The 16143-nt window shown below is 71.6% G+C and carries 11 protein-coding genes; 5 read left to right on the top strand and 6 right to left on the bottom strand.

Annotated features, from left to right (window positions below; translation table 11 throughout):
* Window positions 1-97: 97 nt before the first annotated feature.
* Window positions 98-736, bottom strand: a complete 639-nt coding sequence (locus ABN273_RS04615; RefSeq protein WP_349447362.1) for a TetR/AcrR family transcriptional regulator — start codon at window positions 734-736, stop codon at window positions 98-100.
* Window positions 737-823: 87 nt separating this feature from the next.
* On the opposite strand from ABN273_RS04615, the gene ABN273_RS04610 reads away from it, so the two are divergent.
* Window positions 824-1660 (top strand): NmrA/HSCARG family protein, encoded by an 837-nt coding sequence (locus ABN273_RS04610; RefSeq protein ID WP_349447361.1) that lies wholly within the window; start codon window positions 824-826, stop codon window positions 1658-1660.
* Between the two features lie 203 nt (window positions 1661-1863).
* Here the strand turns inward: ABN273_RS04610 and ABN273_RS04605 are convergent, their stop codons facing one another.
* Complete coding sequence (locus ABN273_RS04605) at window positions 1864-2526, bottom strand: TetR/AcrR family transcriptional regulator (protein WP_349447360.1); 663 nt, start codon at window positions 2524-2526, stop codon at window positions 1864-1866.
* Between the two features lie 98 nt (window positions 2527-2624).
* On the opposite strand from ABN273_RS04605, the gene ABN273_RS04600 reads away from it, so the two are divergent.
* Window positions 2625-3725, top strand: coding sequence for a serine hydrolase domain-containing protein (locus ABN273_RS04600; protein WP_349447359.1), 1101 nt, complete (start codon window positions 2625-2627; stop codon window positions 3723-3725).
* 83 nt (window positions 3726-3808) lie between these two features.
* Here the strand turns inward: ABN273_RS04600 and ABN273_RS04595 are convergent, their stop codons facing one another.
* The gene (locus ABN273_RS04595; protein WP_345000866.1) at window positions 3809-3994 is read right to left on the bottom strand and encodes a hypothetical protein; all 186 of its coding nucleotides are present in this window, start codon (window positions 3992-3994) and stop codon (window positions 3809-3811) included.
* A 153-nt stretch (window positions 3995-4147) separates the two neighbouring features.
* Here ABN273_RS04595 and ABN273_RS04590 point away from each other — a divergent pair, with 153 nt between their 5' ends.
* Both ABN273_RS04590 and ABN273_RS04585 read left to right on the top strand, forming a co-directional pair.
* On the top strand, window positions 4148-5119 hold the full coding sequence (locus tag ABN273_RS04590; RefSeq protein WP_349447358.1) for an NAD(P)H-dependent flavin oxidoreductase: 972 nt from the start codon (window positions 4148-4150) through the stop codon (window positions 5117-5119).
* Window positions 5120-5242: 123 nt separating this feature from the next.
* The gene (locus ABN273_RS04585) at window positions 5243-6058 is read left to right on the top strand and encodes an SAM-dependent methyltransferase (protein ID WP_349447357.1); all 816 of its coding nucleotides are present in this window, start codon (window positions 5243-5245) and stop codon (window positions 6056-6058) included.
* 60 nt (window positions 6059-6118) lie between these two features.
* On the opposite strand, the gene ABN273_RS04580 is transcribed toward ABN273_RS04585, so the two are convergent.
* Window positions 6119-7261: an FAD-dependent monooxygenase gene (locus tag ABN273_RS04580; protein WP_349447356.1), complete on the bottom strand. Its 1143-nt coding sequence runs from the start codon at window positions 7259-7261 to the stop codon at window positions 6119-6121.
* Window positions 7262-7328: 67 nt separating this feature from the next.
* Window positions 7329-10394 (bottom strand): AfsR/SARP family transcriptional regulator, encoded by a 3066-nt coding sequence (locus ABN273_RS04575; protein WP_349447355.1) that lies wholly within the window; start codon window positions 10392-10394, stop codon window positions 7329-7331.
* 245 nt (window positions 10395-10639) lie between these two features.
* Here ABN273_RS04575 and ABN273_RS04570 point away from each other — a divergent pair, with 245 nt between their 5' ends.
* The gene (locus ABN273_RS04570) at window positions 10640-13183 is read left to right on the top strand and encodes a M4 family metallopeptidase (protein ID WP_349447354.1); all 2544 of its coding nucleotides are present in this window, start codon (window positions 10640-10642) and stop codon (window positions 13181-13183) included.
* Here the strand turns inward: ABN273_RS04570 and ABN273_RS04565 are convergent.
* On the bottom strand, window positions 13180-16065 hold the full coding sequence (locus tag ABN273_RS04565) for an ATP-binding protein (protein WP_349447353.1): 2886 nt from the start codon (window positions 16063-16065) through the stop codon (window positions 13180-13182). The two genes, ABN273_RS04570 and ABN273_RS04565, sit on opposite strands and share 4 nt — an antisense overlap.
* Window positions 16066-16143: the final 78 nt, after the last annotated feature.

Here is a 16143-nt window from a genome sequence, read left to right as displayed (position 1 = left end):
GCAGATGTGATCGGAAACTCCTGGTCGAGGCGTGAGCGACATCTCGCCGACAAGGGTAAACATCAAGAGCGCCTACCGTCGTCAGGGGTTGCGCTTATCAGGTGTCCCAAAGGGCCTGGTAGTGCTGCGCACTGGGTGGTTTGCCGGGCAGCGGGCCGGTGTTGTGGGCTTTCAAGCCGTCCACAGCGATGGCCAGCAACCGGGAGCGGATCTCTTCCTCATCTTGCCCTGGCGGGGCTGGGACTGTGCGGCCGAACTGGCCGATGAGCAGGGAGATGTCCATGGTGGACACGTCCGCGCGAAGCAGTCCTGCGCGGTGAGCGCGGGCGATGAGTTCGTCGGCCAGCTGCTGAGCGCGCTGGTTGGCCTGCCGCATCTCGGGTGTGACGTCGATGGCGCCGGCCAGCGGGGCCAGGATGCCGAAGCCGAAGGCCACGCATTGCTGGATGTAGGAGGCCAGTCCCTGCCAGGGATCCTCATGAGCCAGGCCGTCCTGGGCAGCGGCTGCGACGCGTTCCATCGAGTCGACGCACAATCGTTGGAGGAGTTCTTCCTTGGTGCGGTAGCGCCGGTACAGGCTGCCCATGCCCACATCCGCATGCTCGGCGACGGCTGATACGGGCGCATCGAACCCCTGAGTGGTGAACACGTGGCGGGCGGCCTCGATCAGCGCCTGGTCGTTGCGGGCGGCCAAGGCCTGCGGGCCTCGCTTGCGCTGCGTCACGGGGTCGGACATGGATCCAGAATAGCAATTGCGGAGTGTTCCGCTCCGAGTTACATTACCCGGAGCAAAACGCTCCGAGTAAGAGGCGGTTATCTGACCATGTCTGCTTCCCGAGTTGTTCTCGTCACCGGCGCGACCGGCAATCAGGGTGGAGCCACCGCCCGCCAACTGCTGGCCCGCGGCTGGGCTGTTCGCGCGCTGGTACGCGATCCAGGCAAGCCCGCAGCTCAGGCACTGCGCGACCAGGGGGCCGAACTGGTCCAGGGCGATCTCGACGACCCCGGCTCCTTGCGGGAGGCGATGCGCGGTGCGTACGGCGTGTTCAGCGTCCAGGCGCTGGCCTATGAGCCCGAGACCTTGGCCGCCGAGGTACGCCAAGGCAAGACCGTGGCCGACATCGCCCACGACAGCGCCGTCCTTCACCTGGTCTACAGCTCCGTGGGGGGCGCCGAACGCGAGACCGGCATCGATCACTTCGAAAGCAAGGCCGAGATCGAGCGGCACATCCGAGCTCTCGGCCTGCCCGCCACCATCCTGCGGCCCGTGTTCTTCATGAACAATCTCCTGCACTACGCCAACGCCGACGGCGAGCGACTCCTGGCGCTGCCCGTCAAGCCGGACAAGCCGATGCAGCTCATCGCCACCGACGACATCGGAGTCTTCGCCGCCGACGCCTTCGACAACCCCGGACAGTTCATCGGCCGGCAGATTGAGCTCGCCGGCGACGAGCTCACCTTCTCCGAAGTCGCCGAGATCTATGAGCGCGTCACCGGCACTCCGACCAGGTTTGAAGCGCTGCCGATAGATGAGCGCATGTTCGAGTGGTTCGCCGAAGAGGGCTACCAGGCCGACATCGCGGCCCTGCGCCGAAAGCACCCGGAACTGCTTACGTTTGAGCAGTTCCTCGCCCGGCGGTTGGGCACGGGCCGATCCTGACCATCGCCCGGCTCAAGCACCTCAGGGCGCGGAGGTGTTCTATCTGGTTGCTGCGCGGGGCTCTGTTCTGCGCGTACGTGTCTCTGCACACTCGCCTGTACGCCGACAGAGCGCGATCAGGCCGGCTCGTATCGCTCAAGGCGGCGGCGCAGCTTGGTTGATCTCCTGCGGATCGTTCACCAGCTCTGCGGACCCCTTGATGATCACGCTCCATCCCAGATGGGTGACCGGATCGATGTCGTCGTCCCGTACGCGCGCAGGAACGCCGCGACGGCGGCCGCGGAGAGTCGCTCCAGGTCGGCTTCCGTGTAGTGGTCGCCGCCTCCCCAGAACATGACCTTGTTCACCGGGACCCACAGCAGCAGGCCCACGAAGTGCTCGGCGGCCAACTGGGGGTCGTCCAAACTGAGCAGCCCGCGCTCCGCCAGGCGTTCGAACGCGCCGGCCATGGTCTTCAGCGAACGCTCGAAGCCCTGCTCGTACCAGGTGCGGCCGAGGTCGGGGAAGCGGTCGGCCTCGGCGATCACCAGTCGCCGCAGGCGGAGCAGGTCCGGCCGCATGAGCGCGTCGAGGAACTGGCGGGCCAGCTCGCCCAGGTCCTTCGCCAGGTCGTCGCTGTCGTCGAGGGCCGCCGTGATCAGCCTGGCCAGCCCGTCCACCTGGCCCGTCGTGTCGAGGATGATGCTGGTGAACAGCTGCTCCTTGTCGGTGAAGTGCTTGTAGACGGTCTGCTTCGAGACCGCCGCCAGCGCGGCCACCTCGTCCATGCTCGCGCCGACGTAGCCGTTGCGCAGGAAGACCGGCCGTGCCGCGTCCATGATCTGCCTGCGCTTGCGTGCCGTGCGGCCGTTCTCTTCCGCTGCCATGACCACCCTTTCGCGCTGCTACGGAGCAGAGTACTAGACAGTTCCGTACTGATATGAGTACGGTACCGTCTAGTTCCCAACATGACCAAGGACTTTCCATGAGCGATCTCCAGAAGCAGGTGCAGGAAGCCGCCGACAGGCTCGTCGAGTCAGGCGAAGAGCGCGGGCTCCAGGTGGCGGTTTATCGAGACGGCGTCCAGATCGTGGACGTGGTGGCGGGTGTGGCCGACCCCGGGACCGGGCGGCCCGTGACGTCCGACACGCCTTTCTACAACTTCTCGATCGGCAAGGGCGCCACCGCCACCGTCGCCCACGTGCTGGCCGAGCGGGGGCTGTTCGGCTATGACACGTCGGTGGTGGAGCTGTGGCCGGAGTTCGGGCGGCACGGCAAGCAGGGCGTGACCGTGCGGCATGTGCTGTCGCACACGGCCGGCGTGCCCGGCGTGCCGCTCGACACGACGCCCGAGGACGTCTGCGACTGGGGCAAGATGGTTGCCGCTCTGGAGGACGCCGAGCTGTGGTGGGAGCCGGGCACGAAGGTGGGCTACCACGCGTACACGTTCGGGTTCCTGGTCGGCGAGATCGTCCGCCGGGTCACCGGCAAGCCCATCTCGCAGGTGCTGCTCGAGGACGTGGCGGGCCCGCTGGGCGTGGGCGAGGAGCTCTACTTCGGGATGCCGGAGAAGGAGCACGCCCGGCTGGCCAGGCTGGAGGACGCGCCGGTGGACATGTCGGCGTGGGGGGAGATGCCGGCGGACCTGCCGATGTTCAAGGCGGGGCCGATGACGCTGATGCCCACCGCCGACCTGGGCAACCGGACCGACTACCTGTCCGCCGACATCCCCGCGGGCGGCAAGACCTCGGCCAGGGCCATCGCGCGGATGTACGCGGCGCTGCTCGGCGAGGTGGACGGGACGCGGCTGATCTCGCCCGAACGGCTGCGCGAGGTGACGGCGGTGGCCTCCAGCGGGGTCGACGAGGTGTTCGGCATGCCTTCGGCCTGGGGGCTCGGGTACGGCATCGGCGGCCCCGACTCGACGGCCGAGGCGAGCTCGACGGTCTTCGGGGTGCCCGGTGCGGGCGGCAGCGCGGCCTGGGCCGACACGGCGACCGGCACCGCGTTCGCCCTCACCAAGAACCGCCTCACCAACGACTTCGCGGCGGCCTTCCAGATCGGCGCCATCGTCAAAGCCGACTGACCTACCTACCCCGACCCCTCACTTCAAGGGACGGCCGCCATCGACCGCCGTCACCTCGGTGCCGGTGGGAAGGGCCGCCGGCGTCAGCCGTCGCGGCAGAGTGGTTTGCCGCCGACCACACAGGCGATGTCGTCGAGCTGGCAGCTCAGCAGGGTGCCGTCCATGCCGAGCACGAGCACGAGATCGCGCCTGGACGGATGAGCCAGCATGACCCTGCCGACCACGCCATTATCCAAGATCACGGTCGGGCGGCCTGCCGCGTTGTCCATGCCCTCGTGACTCCTCTCAGCTGCGGAACGAAACCCGCTCCCCACCAGGATGCACAGGTGTGTGCCATGAGCGCATCGGCCATAGGGCTCTATTTCCGGTCCGGAGGTAGGAAGGACCATGGAAGACTGGCTCCAGCAGGGGTTTCGGAGGTAGTGATCTTGCGCACCTGGCTTACCGATCGGTTTGGACTGAGGGTGCCCGTGGTGGGCGCGCCGATGGCGGGGGTGGGCGCGGGCCGGCTGGCCGCCGCCGTCTCCGAGGCCGGGGCGCTGGGCCTGATCGGGGTCTCCGCCACCACCACGGGGGAGTGGATCGAGAAGGAGGCCACCGCCGCGGGCTGCGGGCCGTACGGGATCGGGCTCATGGCCTGGGCGCTGCCCCACAACCCGGCCCAGCTCGACGTCGTGCTCGAGCTCCGCCCGGCGATGGTCTCGGTGAGCTTCGGGCCGTACGAGCGCTATGTCGAGGAGCTCCGGCAGGCGGGCATCACGGTCGTCACCCAGGCGGGCACCACCGACGAGGCCCGCGCCGCCGAGCAGGCCGGGGTGGACGCGGTGGTGGCGCGCGGGGCCGAGGCCGGCGGGCACGGGCGCGACGCGGTGGGCACCTTGCCGCTGCTGCAGAGCGTGCTCGACGCCGTGCGGATCCCGGTGCTCGCGGCGGGCGGCATCGCGACCGCGCGCGGGCTCGCCGCCGTGCTGGCCGCCGGCGCCGCCGGGGCGTGGGTGGGCACGGCGTTCATGGGGTGCGTGGAGACCTCACTCTCCGCGGCGGCCGGCGATCAGGTGCTGGCCGCGGAGGAGACGGGCACCGCGTACGGCCGGGTCTTCGACGTCGCCCAGCGCCTCGGCTGGCCGCCGGAGTACGGCGGGCGCGCGTTGCGCAACGCGTTCTTCGACCGTTGGGTGGGGCGGGAGGACGAGCTGGCCGCGGACGACTCCGCCCAGGCTCAGCTGGAGGTGGCGCGGCGCGAGGAGGACTTCGACACCGCCTACATCTACGCGGGGCAGGCAGTGGGGATGGTGCGCGAGCGGCGTACGGCCGCTGACGTGGTGGCCGGCTTCGCCGCCGCCGAGCAACTCCTGACCCGCTTCGGCGCCCCGGCGCCGGACGGCCCGCACTAAACGAGAACCTGTTCTGTTTCGCCTGCCGGTCCAGTCGAAGAAGCTTCACAGACCTGGGCCTTCGGCGCCGAAGCGCCGAGTAGTATGGCGGTCGAGTCGTACGCTTAGAAGGAGACGGCCCCCGTGACCGAGCTAGAACGCGTTCCGCCCGGTGTGGATCCGACTGTTCCCAGCTCGGCCCGGGTTTACGACTATCTGCTCGGCGGCAAGGACCACGTCGCGGTCGATCGGGCGGTGGCCGAGAAGCTGCTCGCCGTCGCCCCGGAGGCGCGCCTGGTGGCCAGGGCCAACCGCAGGTTCCAGGTCGAGGCCGTCCGCCATCTGGCTGAGCAGGGCATGCGGCAGTTCATCGATCTGGGCACCGGCATCCCGACCTCGCCCAGCATCCACGAGACCGTCCGCGCGGTCAGCCCGGCCTGCCGGGTGATCTACGTGGACCACGATCCGATGGTGCGGCTGCACGCCCAGGTGCTGCTCGCCGACTCGCCCGGCGTCGCCAGCGTCCAGGCCGACCTGCGCCGCCCCGCCGACGTGCTGTCCGACCCCCACGTCACCGGCTTGATCGACTTCGATCAGCCGGTGTGCGTGCTGATGGTCGGCGTGCTGCACTACGTGATGGACGAGGAGGATCCCGCGGGCGTCGTGGGCGCGTTCAGAGAGCCTATGGCGCCGGGCAGTTACCTGGTGCTCACCCACGCGATGGCGGAGAGCGACCCCGAGGCGATCGCTCAGCTCACGATGGCGACGGCCGGCACCCCCGCGCAGGCGCGGTTCAGGGCGCGGGATGAGGTGCTGCGGCTGTTCGACGGGTTCGAGCTGATCGGGCCCGGCCTGGTGCCGGTCCAGGACTGGCACCTCGATGAGGAGCCCCACATCCCCCTGCTGACCGGCATGTCGAGGATCCGCATCGAAGGTGGCGTCGGCCGGCTCAGAGCTTGATACCGAGCACCTGACGGCCGCCGATCTTGACGGTCTTCGTGTCGCCGGAGAACGTGCGGTTCAGTACTCCTTGAGCGTGATGTCGTTCGCGAACTTGTCGGTCATCTTCATCATCAACCCCAGCAGGAAGCTGTACTTGAACAACCAGTTCCGCATCTGGATCCCCCTCCTGGTGCGGGGGGCGAGGAAGGGGCCCGCGTTGCCGTTCTTGGCGATCTTGGCATATCCGCGCATCTCCTCCTCGTACTGCGCGAAGGCCACGCGGTGATTGCCCCCCGCCCGCTTGAGCTCGCCCGCGAGCACATACGCGCCGACCACGGCCAGGCCGGTGCCGAATCCGCCCAAGGTGTTGCCGTACGCGGCGTCGCCGAGCAGCACCACGCGACCCTGGCTGTAGCGGTCGATGCCCGCCTGGCTGATCGAGTCGAGGTAGACGTCCTCGGAGCGGCGAACCGCCTCCATGAGCGCCGGCCCCTGCCAGCCCATGCCCGCGTAGGCGCGGGTCAGGATGCCCTTCTGCTGCCGCATGTCGTACCGGTCGTAGTCGAGGCGCTCGGCGGCGAAGACGAAGAACGCCGGTGCCTTCGGCCCGCCGACGGCGGCCATCCTGCCGGGCTCGTTGTACATCTTCGAGACCCCGCCGAAGTCCTCCTGGACGTCGACCAGGGCGTAGTAGTAGCCGAGATGCTTCACGTGGTCGGCCTCGGGGCCGAAAGCGAGGCGGCGTACGTTGGAGTGGATGCCGTCCGCCCCCACTACCAGGTCGAACGTGCGGGGCGCGGAGCGTTCGAAGGTGACGTGGACGCCGCCTGAGGTCTCGGTGAGCGAGGTGATCGAGTCGCCGAAGACGTACTCGCAGCTCGCGGCGGTCCGCTCGTGGAGGAGGCGGGACAGGTCGCCGCGCCTGATCTCGATGTCGCCGCCGGTGAACTCGCCGGGCATGACCGTCAGCCGGCGGCCGTCCGCGTCGACGATCTCCTGGTCGACGCCGCCGGTCTGGTGCGCTTCGATCTCCTTGAGCACCCCCATGCGGGTCAGGACGGTGCGATGGGTCTTGCCCTTGAAGTCGACGGCCTGGCCGCCGAGGCGGAGCGACGGGGCCTTCTCGACGACGGTGACGTTGAAGCCATAGCGGGCGAGCCAGAGGGCGAGAGCGGGGCCGCCGATGCCGGCCCCGGAGATGAGGATGTTGGTGTTCTTCATGCCCCGCAGCCTCGCGGGCGGCGCTGACAGCGGGGCGACCACCGGCTGACAGCCGGGGCGGGCTCTGTCAGCGGGTGGGGCCTGTGGTCGCGGTCAGGGCGGAGAGCGCGTCGTCCCTGCTCATCGAGGCGCCCTTGGCGAACGCCGCCGCGAACCCCTCGGCCCCGAGGACCTTCGTGGCGGTGGCGGCGATCCTGGCGACGTCCCGATCCCCGGCGACGGCCATGCCGCGCAGCGCCACCCCCACGCCGAGCAGCAACGCCGCCCGCTCCGCCGAACCCCCGTTCCCCGTCGTCGCGCCGTCCAGCAGGCACTGGCCCGCCATGCCCTCCGCGGCGTCGGCGAGGTCGGTGGACAGCGGCGACTTCAACGCGGCGGTCAGGGCCTCCGCGTACCGGTGGGCGGCCGTCGCGGCGTCGCCCGACGCCTCCGCCAGGCGGCCGAGCGCCGTGAGCACGTGCGCCCTGATCCCTGTGGACGTGAACGCCCCGCTCTCCGAGGCGGCCAGGGCCGCGTCCAGCAGGCGGCCGGCCTCCGTCAGGTCGCCCTCCACCCGGGCGATCTCGCTCAGCCGCAAGTGAACCCCCGCCACCAGCTCCGGCCTCCCCAGCCGGCGCGTCAGATCCTCGGCCCGCTCGCAGTCGGCGCGTGCCGCCTGGACGTCGTCCGCCCGCCAGTACGCGTCGGCCCGCCGGCCCAGCACGTCCACCAGCTCCTCCATCGCGCCGAGCTCTTCCAGCAGGCCGATCGCGTCCTGCCACAGTCGCATGGCCCGTTCCCACTCGCCGCGCCAGCTCGCGATCAGTCCGAGCCAGTCGAGCCCCTGCGCCTTGCCCCAGCGCTCGCCCAAGGTGCCGAACTCCGCGAGCACCGACTCCAGCTCCTGCTCCGCGACCGCGACCCTGCCGCCCAGCAGGCTCAGCAGCGCGCGGCCGAGCCGTTCGAGCGCCCTGCTCCATGGATCGGCCGCGAGCACCCGCCCGTCCAGCCGCGGCTCCGGCGGTCCCGTGATCATTCCCCACAGGGCCGGGCCGAAAGGGCACCGCATCGGCCGGTCGAGCGACTCGATGATCGCGCGGGCCTGCTTCCAGTGCGGCGACCCGGCCTCGGGTACGGCGTGCAGCACCACCAGCACGTACTCCTCGGCCAGTTCGGGCCCGATCGCGTCAAGGAGGCGCACGGCATGCGGGGTCGCCTCCCCCCGCCGCCCGCTCAGCCACCAGTACATGGCCAGCGCCGCCACCAGCCGCGCCGCCGTCGGCCTGTCGTGCTCCACGCTCCACCGCAGCGCCGCCTGCAGGTTCGCGTTGTCGGCCGAGAGCAGGGCCAGCCACTCGAGCTGCGCGGCGCTGTAGAGGTGGCCGTCGGCGCGGCCCGCGAACTCCAGGAACCAGGCGGCGTGGGCCGCCCTCAGGCGTTCCTCCTCGCCCGCCTCCGCCAGCCGCTCCGCGCAGAACAGGCGGATGGTGTCGAGCATGTGGTAGCGCTCGCCGTCGGTCTCGACCAGCGACTTGTCCACCAGGTCGGCCAGCAGGTCGGCGCTGTCCGCGCCGCAGACCCGTTCCACCGCCGCCAGGCTCGCGCCGCCGGCGAACACGGAGAACCGCCTGGCCAGCGCCTGCTCCTCGGCGTCGAGCAGGCTCCAGCTCCACTCCACGACCGCGTACAGCGTCTGGTGGCGGGCAGGAGCGGTACGGTCGCCGCGCGAGAGCAGCCTGAACCGGTCGTGCTCGGCCAGCCGGGTGGCGATCTCCGCCACCCCGAACGTGCGCATCCGGGCCGCCGCCAGCTCGATGGCCAGCGGCAGGCCGTCCAGCGCCGCGCAGATCCGCAGGACGGCGTCCTGGTTGCCGGGCCCGGCCACGAACCCCTGCCGCACGGCCGCCGCCCGTTCGGCGAACAGCCGGACGGCCGGCCCGGTGGGCAGGGGCGCCAGGGGGACCAGGTGCTCGCCGGTGATGCCCAGCGGCTCCCTGCTCGTGGCCATGATCGTCAGGCCGGGAGAGGCGGCGAGCAGGCGGCGGGCCAGGGCGGCGACCTCGGCGATCACGTGCTCGCAGTTGTCCAGGACGAGCAGGAGGTCCTGCTCGGCCAGCGCCGCCACCAGGCGTTCCGCCGGGTCGGGGAGCCCGCGCAGCGCCGGCTCGCGCAGCCCGAGCGCCGCCAGCATCGCCCCCGCCACCTGCTCCGCGCCGTCCACCAGCGACAAGTCCACGAAACACGCCTCCCGGGTCTCCCCGGGCGCGGTGGCGGCCTCGATGACCAGGCGGGTCTTGCCGGTGCCGCCGGGGCCGACGATCGTCACCAGGCGGGCGCCGCGCAGCTCGGCCAGCCGCGCGAGCTCCTCCTCCCGCCCGACGAGCTGGTTCAGCTGGGCCGGTGGTGCGGTCCGCCGGACGTGGTGCCGTTCTGCGCGCAGGATCGCCAGGTGCAGGGCCGCCAGCTCGGGCGAGGGATCGGTGCCGAGCTCGTCGGCGAGCAGGCGGCGCGTCTCGTCGTAGACCGCGAGCGCCTCGGACGGCCGACCCGCCGCCTCCAGGGCACGCATCAGCAGCCCGCGCGGCCGCTCCCGCAGCGGATGCGCGGCCACCAGGCCCTGCAGCGCGGCCACCGGGCTGCCTTCCGGCAGGCCCAGCTCGGCCTCCATCAGGTCTTCCGTGGCGGACAGCCTGAGCTCCGCCAGCCGGAGCGCCTGCGGCCCCGCGAACGGCGCGTCGGCCACGTCCGCGAGCGCCGGTCCCCGCCACAGCTCGAGAGCCTCCCTGAGCGTGGAGGCGGCTCCCGGGAAACGGCCGGACGTCAGCAGCCGCCGCCCCTCGCGGGACAGCCGCTCGAACCGGTGCGCGTCCACGTCATCCGGTGAGACCGCCAGCCGGTACCCCGCCCCGTGGAACTGGATCAGGCCGGCGGGCAGGCTACGCCTGAGCCGGGAGATCTGCGCCTGGATGGCGTTGGCGGCCTCCGCGGGCGGCCGGTCACCGTACTGGCCGTCGATGAGGCGCTCCACGCTCACCATCCGACCGGCGTCGAGCAGCAGCAGCGCGAGCAGGGCACGCGGGCGCGGACCCCCGATCGACAGGGCGTCACCGTCGGGGGAGCGCACCAGGAGCGGGCCCAGGATGCCGTACTGCACGCCCCGATTGTTCCTCAGCTGAGCAGTAAGAACGGAATTATCGGTATACCTACGGATGCATATACGTATTTCCCAGTCGGGAGTGACCGTTTAGCGTCGCGGCATCAAGGCGCAACAGTACTGCTAGCTTCCCACCCCCCAATCTCCCTGCAACCCCGCCGCCGAGGCGATCCCCGGTGCGGCGTGTCGCGCGCTCACGAAGCGTGCCGACCCCCGAGGGAGAACGTCGAAAGGAGCAGCACAGCGTGAAACGTAAAGCCTTACTCGCGGCGGTCGTCGGCATGGCCACGGCCGCGACACTGGCCTTACAGGCGCCACCCGCGAACGCCGCCCCTCCGGGAGCCGCCCCGCGCAAGCAGACCACGCGAGCAGGCGACCCCGCGTCGCTCGCCGCGCAGGTCGCGGACAAGGCGATCTCCAGCCAGCTCGACGAGCTGACCAGAGGGCCGGACGAGGCCTACAGCCGCGTGGCGGTCACCCCGGGCGCGGCCGACATGTACTACGTGTCGTACGAGCGCACGTACAAGGGCCTGCCGATGGTCGGCGGCGACGCCGTCGTGGTCACCGACGCGGCGGGGAACGTCAGGGACACGGTCGCGGCGGCGGGCCCGACCCCCAGCGACGTGCCGACCAGTGCCACGATCAGCGCCGACCGGGCCACCGAGGTCGCCAGGACCAGGCTTTCCCGCGTGGACGACACCGCCGCGCCCCGCCTGGTCGTGCTGGCCTGGGGCGAGAAGCCGCGGCTGACCTGGGATGCCATGGTCAGCGGCATCGCCGAGGGCAAGCCGAGCATCCAGCACGTGTTCGTGGACGCGCGCACCGGCGAGATCGCCGACTCCTACGACCTGGTACGCGCGGGCACCGGCAACGGCTACTACTACGGCCAGGTCACCATCCAGACCAGCGGCTCCGGCAGCTCGTACTCGATGACCGACTCGACCAGGCCCGGCATCCAGTGCGGCGGCCAGAACGGCAGCGCGTACACCGGCACCGACGACGCCTGGGGCAACGGCTCCGGCACCAACCTCGAGACCGCCTGCGTGGACGCGCTCTACGGCGTGCAGCGCGAGTGGGACATGCTGCGCGACTGGCTGGGCCGCAACGGCATCAACGGCAGCGGCCGCGGCTTCCCCATCCGGGTCGGGCTCGCCGACGTGAACGCCTACTGGAACGGCAGCTACACCAACTTCGGCCACAACCAGGCCAACACCCGGCAGGCGACCCCCATCGACGTCGTGGCGCACGAGTTCGGGCACGCGATCTTCCAGACCACGCCGGGCGGCGCCGGATCGGGCAACGAGAACGGCGGCATCAACGAGGGCACCGGCGACATCTTCGGCGCGATCACCGAGGCGTACGCCGCCAACCCGAACGACCCGGCCGACTACCTGGTCGGCGAGGAGGTCGACCTGGTCGGCGACGGGCCGATCCGCAACATGTACAACCCGAGCGCGCTCGGCGACCCGAACTGCTGGTCGTCCTCGATCCCGAGCACCGAGGTGCACGCGGCGGCCGGCCCGCTGAACCACTGGTTCTACCTGCTGGCCGAGGGCAACAACCCCGGCGGCGGCAAGCCGTCCAGCCCGATCTGCTCCGGCGGCCCCTCGTCGGTCACCGGCATCGGCATCCAGAACGCCGGCAAGATCTTCATGGGCGCGCTGTCCCGCAAGACCTCGTCCTGGCGGTACACGAACGTCCGCGCCGCCTCTGTCGCGGCCGCGATCGAGCTGTTCGGGGCCAACAGTGCCCAGTGCAACACCACCAAGGCGGCGTGGAGCGCGGTCAGCGTGGCGGCGGCGTCGGGCGAGCCCGCGTGCGGCACATCGACCAGCGACTTCTCGATCTCGCTCAGCCCGACGTCCGGCAGCGCGACACCCGGCAGCCAGGCGACGGTCACGGTCAGCACGCAGACCACCTCCGGCAGCGCCCAGACCGTGAGCATGAGCGCGTCGGGGCTGCCCAGCGGCACCACGGCGAGCTTCAACCCGTCGTCGGTGACCTCGGGCAACTCCTCGACGCTGACGCTCTCGGTCGGCTCGTCGACGGCGGCGGGCACGTACAACATCACAGTCACCGGAACCGGCTCGACGACGCACACCGCGACGTACGCGCTCACCGTCAGCTCGAACCCGCCGACGCGTGACTTCTCGATCTCGGCCAGCCCCGCGTCCGGCACAGTGCAGGCGGGCTCGGCGGCGACGACGACGATCGGCACGACCACCACGGCGGGCACGGCGCAGACGGTGAACCTGTCGGCCAGCGGCCTCCCGACGGGCGCCACGGCCGCGTTCAACCCGGCCTCGGTGACCTCGGGCGCCTCCTCCACGCTGACGATCTCGACCGCGCCCACCACACCGGCCGGCAACTACACCGTCACGGTGACCGGCACGGGCGTGACGGCGACGCACACGGCGACGTACGCGCTGACCGTCCAGAGCACCTCGGGCGGCAGGACGTTCACCAACGGCACGAACTACACGATCAACGACTACAGCACCATCCAGAGTCCGATCACCTCCACCGCGACGGGCACCGCGACCTCGCCGGTCAAGCTGTCCATCACGATCAGCCACACGTGCGCCGAGGACCTCGACATCTGGCTGCGCGGTCCGAACGGCACGTGGTATGCGGTCGACAGGTACGGCGGCACCACCTGCACGCAGTACGGCACCAGGACGTTCTCCGTCCCGGTGAGCCAGCAGGCGGCGGGCACCTGGATCCTCGAGATCGAGGACGTCTACCTCCAGGACACCGGCTACCTGGACTCCTGGAGCATCACCGTCTAGCTCTCCACGAGCCCCGGCCGGTCGTCCGGCCGGGGCTCCCGGACGTCCGCCCTCGTGCGCACGCCGAGCTTGCGCAGCACCTTGGCCACGTGCGTGTCCACCGTGCGGCGGGACAGGAACAGCACCTCGGCGATCTCCCTGTTGGTCCGCCCGAGCGCGACCAGCCTGGCCACCTCGCTCTCGCGCGGCGACAACACCCCGCTCCCGCCCCCGCGGCCCCTGCGCCGCGCGGCCGCCCTGTTCATTTCTGGGCCGATCTCGCGCAGCAGGTGGCGGCAGCGGGCCGCGTCGTGGGTGGCGCCGAGCACCGCGTACCGCTCGCCCGCGTCGGCGACGAGGTCGGCGGCCCGCTCCCGGTCACCGAGCGCGAGCCGGGCGCCCGACTCCGACTCCGCCGCCCTGGCCGCGTCGCACGGCCGCGGCATCGCCTCATAGGCGGCACGAGCCCTGGCGTAATAGTGCGCCGCCTCGTCGGCGTCCCGGGCCAGCGCCCCTCTGGCGGCGTCGAGCCCGGCCTGCGCGGACGGCGCGTTCCTGCTTTCGATCCCCGCGGCGAACTCGCCCACCAGGTCGGCCGCTTCGCCCCGCCTCCCCGCCCTGACCAGCGCGCCGGCGGCGGCGGGCACCAGCTGGTCGCCCCACACCCACACGCCCTTGCGCCGCAGCCTGCCCACCGCGAGGTCGGCCTCGCGCAGCGCGGACTCGAGCGAGTCGCGGGTCAGGTGCAGCTCGACCAGCCCGCTGGAGGCCGCCGCGGCGACGGGCAGGAAACCCGAGTCCAGGTCCCGTACGCCGGCCGCCTCGAGGTGCGCGCCGGCCTCGTCCCATTCGCCCCTGGCCAGGGCCAGCATGCCGAGCGTCAGTCGGGCGTCGACCGCCAGCAGCGGCGCCTCGAAGGTCATCTCGACGGCGGCGACGGCACGCTCACGCAGGCCCTTCCAGCGGCCGGTCAGCAGGTCGAGCCTGATCGACGACATCTCCACCAGGAACTCGGGGTAGAGCGCGCCGGTCTCCTCGGCGATGCGCCTGCTCTGCTCCGCGAACCGCTCGGCCGCCGCGTAGTGCCCGAGCGCCACCGCGGCGTCGTACAGGTTGGAGTAGCCGCGCGCCACCTGGCGGCGCACGGCCGTGGCGGGGTCGTCCACCGGCAGCGCGGCCACCAGCTCGAACGCGTCGGGCGCGCCGACGAGCATGGCGAGGCTCACCTTGTTGGCCAGCACGGCGGCGGCCAGCTCGGGTTCGTGGTCCTCGTCGATCAGCTTCTCCGCCTGGACCATCCACTCCTGGTGCATGGAGAGCGGCTCGCCGCCCCAGGCCGGCATGGCCAGCAGGGCGAGGCCGCGGGCGGCGAGGCTGGGGCTGTCGTGCAGGTCGGGGAGCGCGGTCAGGATCTCCTGGCGGCCCGCGGCCACCGCGCCCGCCTGGTTGGACAGGAGGATGCCCAGGTTGAGCCTGGCCTGGCCGCGTACCTGCGGGGACAGGAAGTCGTCCTTGAGCAGGTGGCGCAGGATGCGTACGACGCGCCGGTGGGACAGGCCGATTGCGGCGACCCCGCTGAGCCTGAGCGCCAGCGGGCCGCGGGCGTCGCGGGGCAGCTTGGGGTCGGCCAGCAGCCCTTCGAGCACCTCGACGGCGAGCGGGATGTCGCCGAGCGCGGCGGCCCGGTCGGCGGCGGCGCTGCCGTGGCGCTGCCAGGCCGCGAAGTCGCCGGCGCGGCGGGCGTGGTGGGCGAGCTGGACGAGGGGTGGCGGGTCGAGCGCGGCCAGCGCGGCCATGGCCCGCTGGTGGATCAGGCGCCGCTCGGGGCCGGGGATCGTGTCGTAGACGGCCTGCTGGGCGAGGGTGTGGCGGAAGCCGTACTGGCCGTCGGGCTGCTCGAGCAGCACCCCCGCCTCCAGCGCCTGGCCCAGCCCGGTCTCGGACGGGGCGGGGGCGGAGACGGCGGCGATCAGGGGCTCGTCGGCGGGCAGTCGCAGGACGGCGGCGGCGCGCACGGTGCTCAGCGCGCCCGGCGACAGCCCGGCGAGCCGCTCGGCCATCGCCTCGCGCAGCAGCAGCGGCACGGCCATGCGGTCGAGCGCCTCCGGCTCGGGTAACCGGCCCTCATCGTCGAGCAACGAGCGCACCACCTCCTCGATCACGAACGGCACCCCCGCGGTCCGTTCATGCAGCTTGGCGGCGAACTCGGGGGTCGGCGCCGACCGGCCGAGCAGCGCGCCGGCCAGGCTGCGCACACCCTCGACGTCGAGCGGCGTCAGCGAGATCACCTCGCCGCGCACCCCGGGAGCCCGCCGGTACGCGTGCCCGAACGGCAACCCGGGCACCGGCAGCTCCTCCCTCCGGAACGTCACCACCAGCGCCAGCCCGTCCGGCGGCTGGTCGGTGAGGAAACGCAGCAGGTCACGCGTGCCGTCGTCGGCCCAGTGCAGGTCCTCGACCACCAGCACGACGGGACCCGCGGCGGCCAGCAGCGCGTGGACCGCGCGGAACAGCCGGTGCCGCTCGGCCCGCGGGTCGTCGAGCGGCTGCGGCGACGGTGCGGGCGGGAGCCGGTCCGCCAGCTCGGGGAGGTAGCCGCGCAGAACCCCGGTGAGCGGGCCGAGCTGTTCCCGGGGCGGCAGCGCCGCGGCGACGTGCCGCAGCGCGTCGAACACCGGCCCGTACGGCAGCGGCTCGCGGATCTGGTGGCAGTGGCCGAGCAGCACCGTCCGTTCGCCGCCGGCTTCGCGGAGCGGGTCGATGGCTGCCCTGACGAGTCTGGTCTTTCCTATGCCCGCCTCGCCCTGCACCTGGATGACGGAGGGCGGCCCGGTGATGGCGCCGTTGAGCAGCCGCAGCTGGGCGTCGCGCCCGACCAGTGCGGGAGAAGCCGCGCTTGCCATCGGGGTCTCCGTAACAGTGCAGGTTTACTCCCTTTGTCGGAATCCGTTATCCACTACGTGCGAGCCATGGTCAACCCT

The organism is Nonomuraea sp. B19D2, from assembly GCF_040137845.1.
Classification (GTDB): Bacteria; Actinomycetota; Actinomycetes; order Streptosporangiales; family Streptosporangiaceae; genus Nonomuraea.
This window is presented reverse-complemented; position numbering and strand designations above follow the sequence as displayed.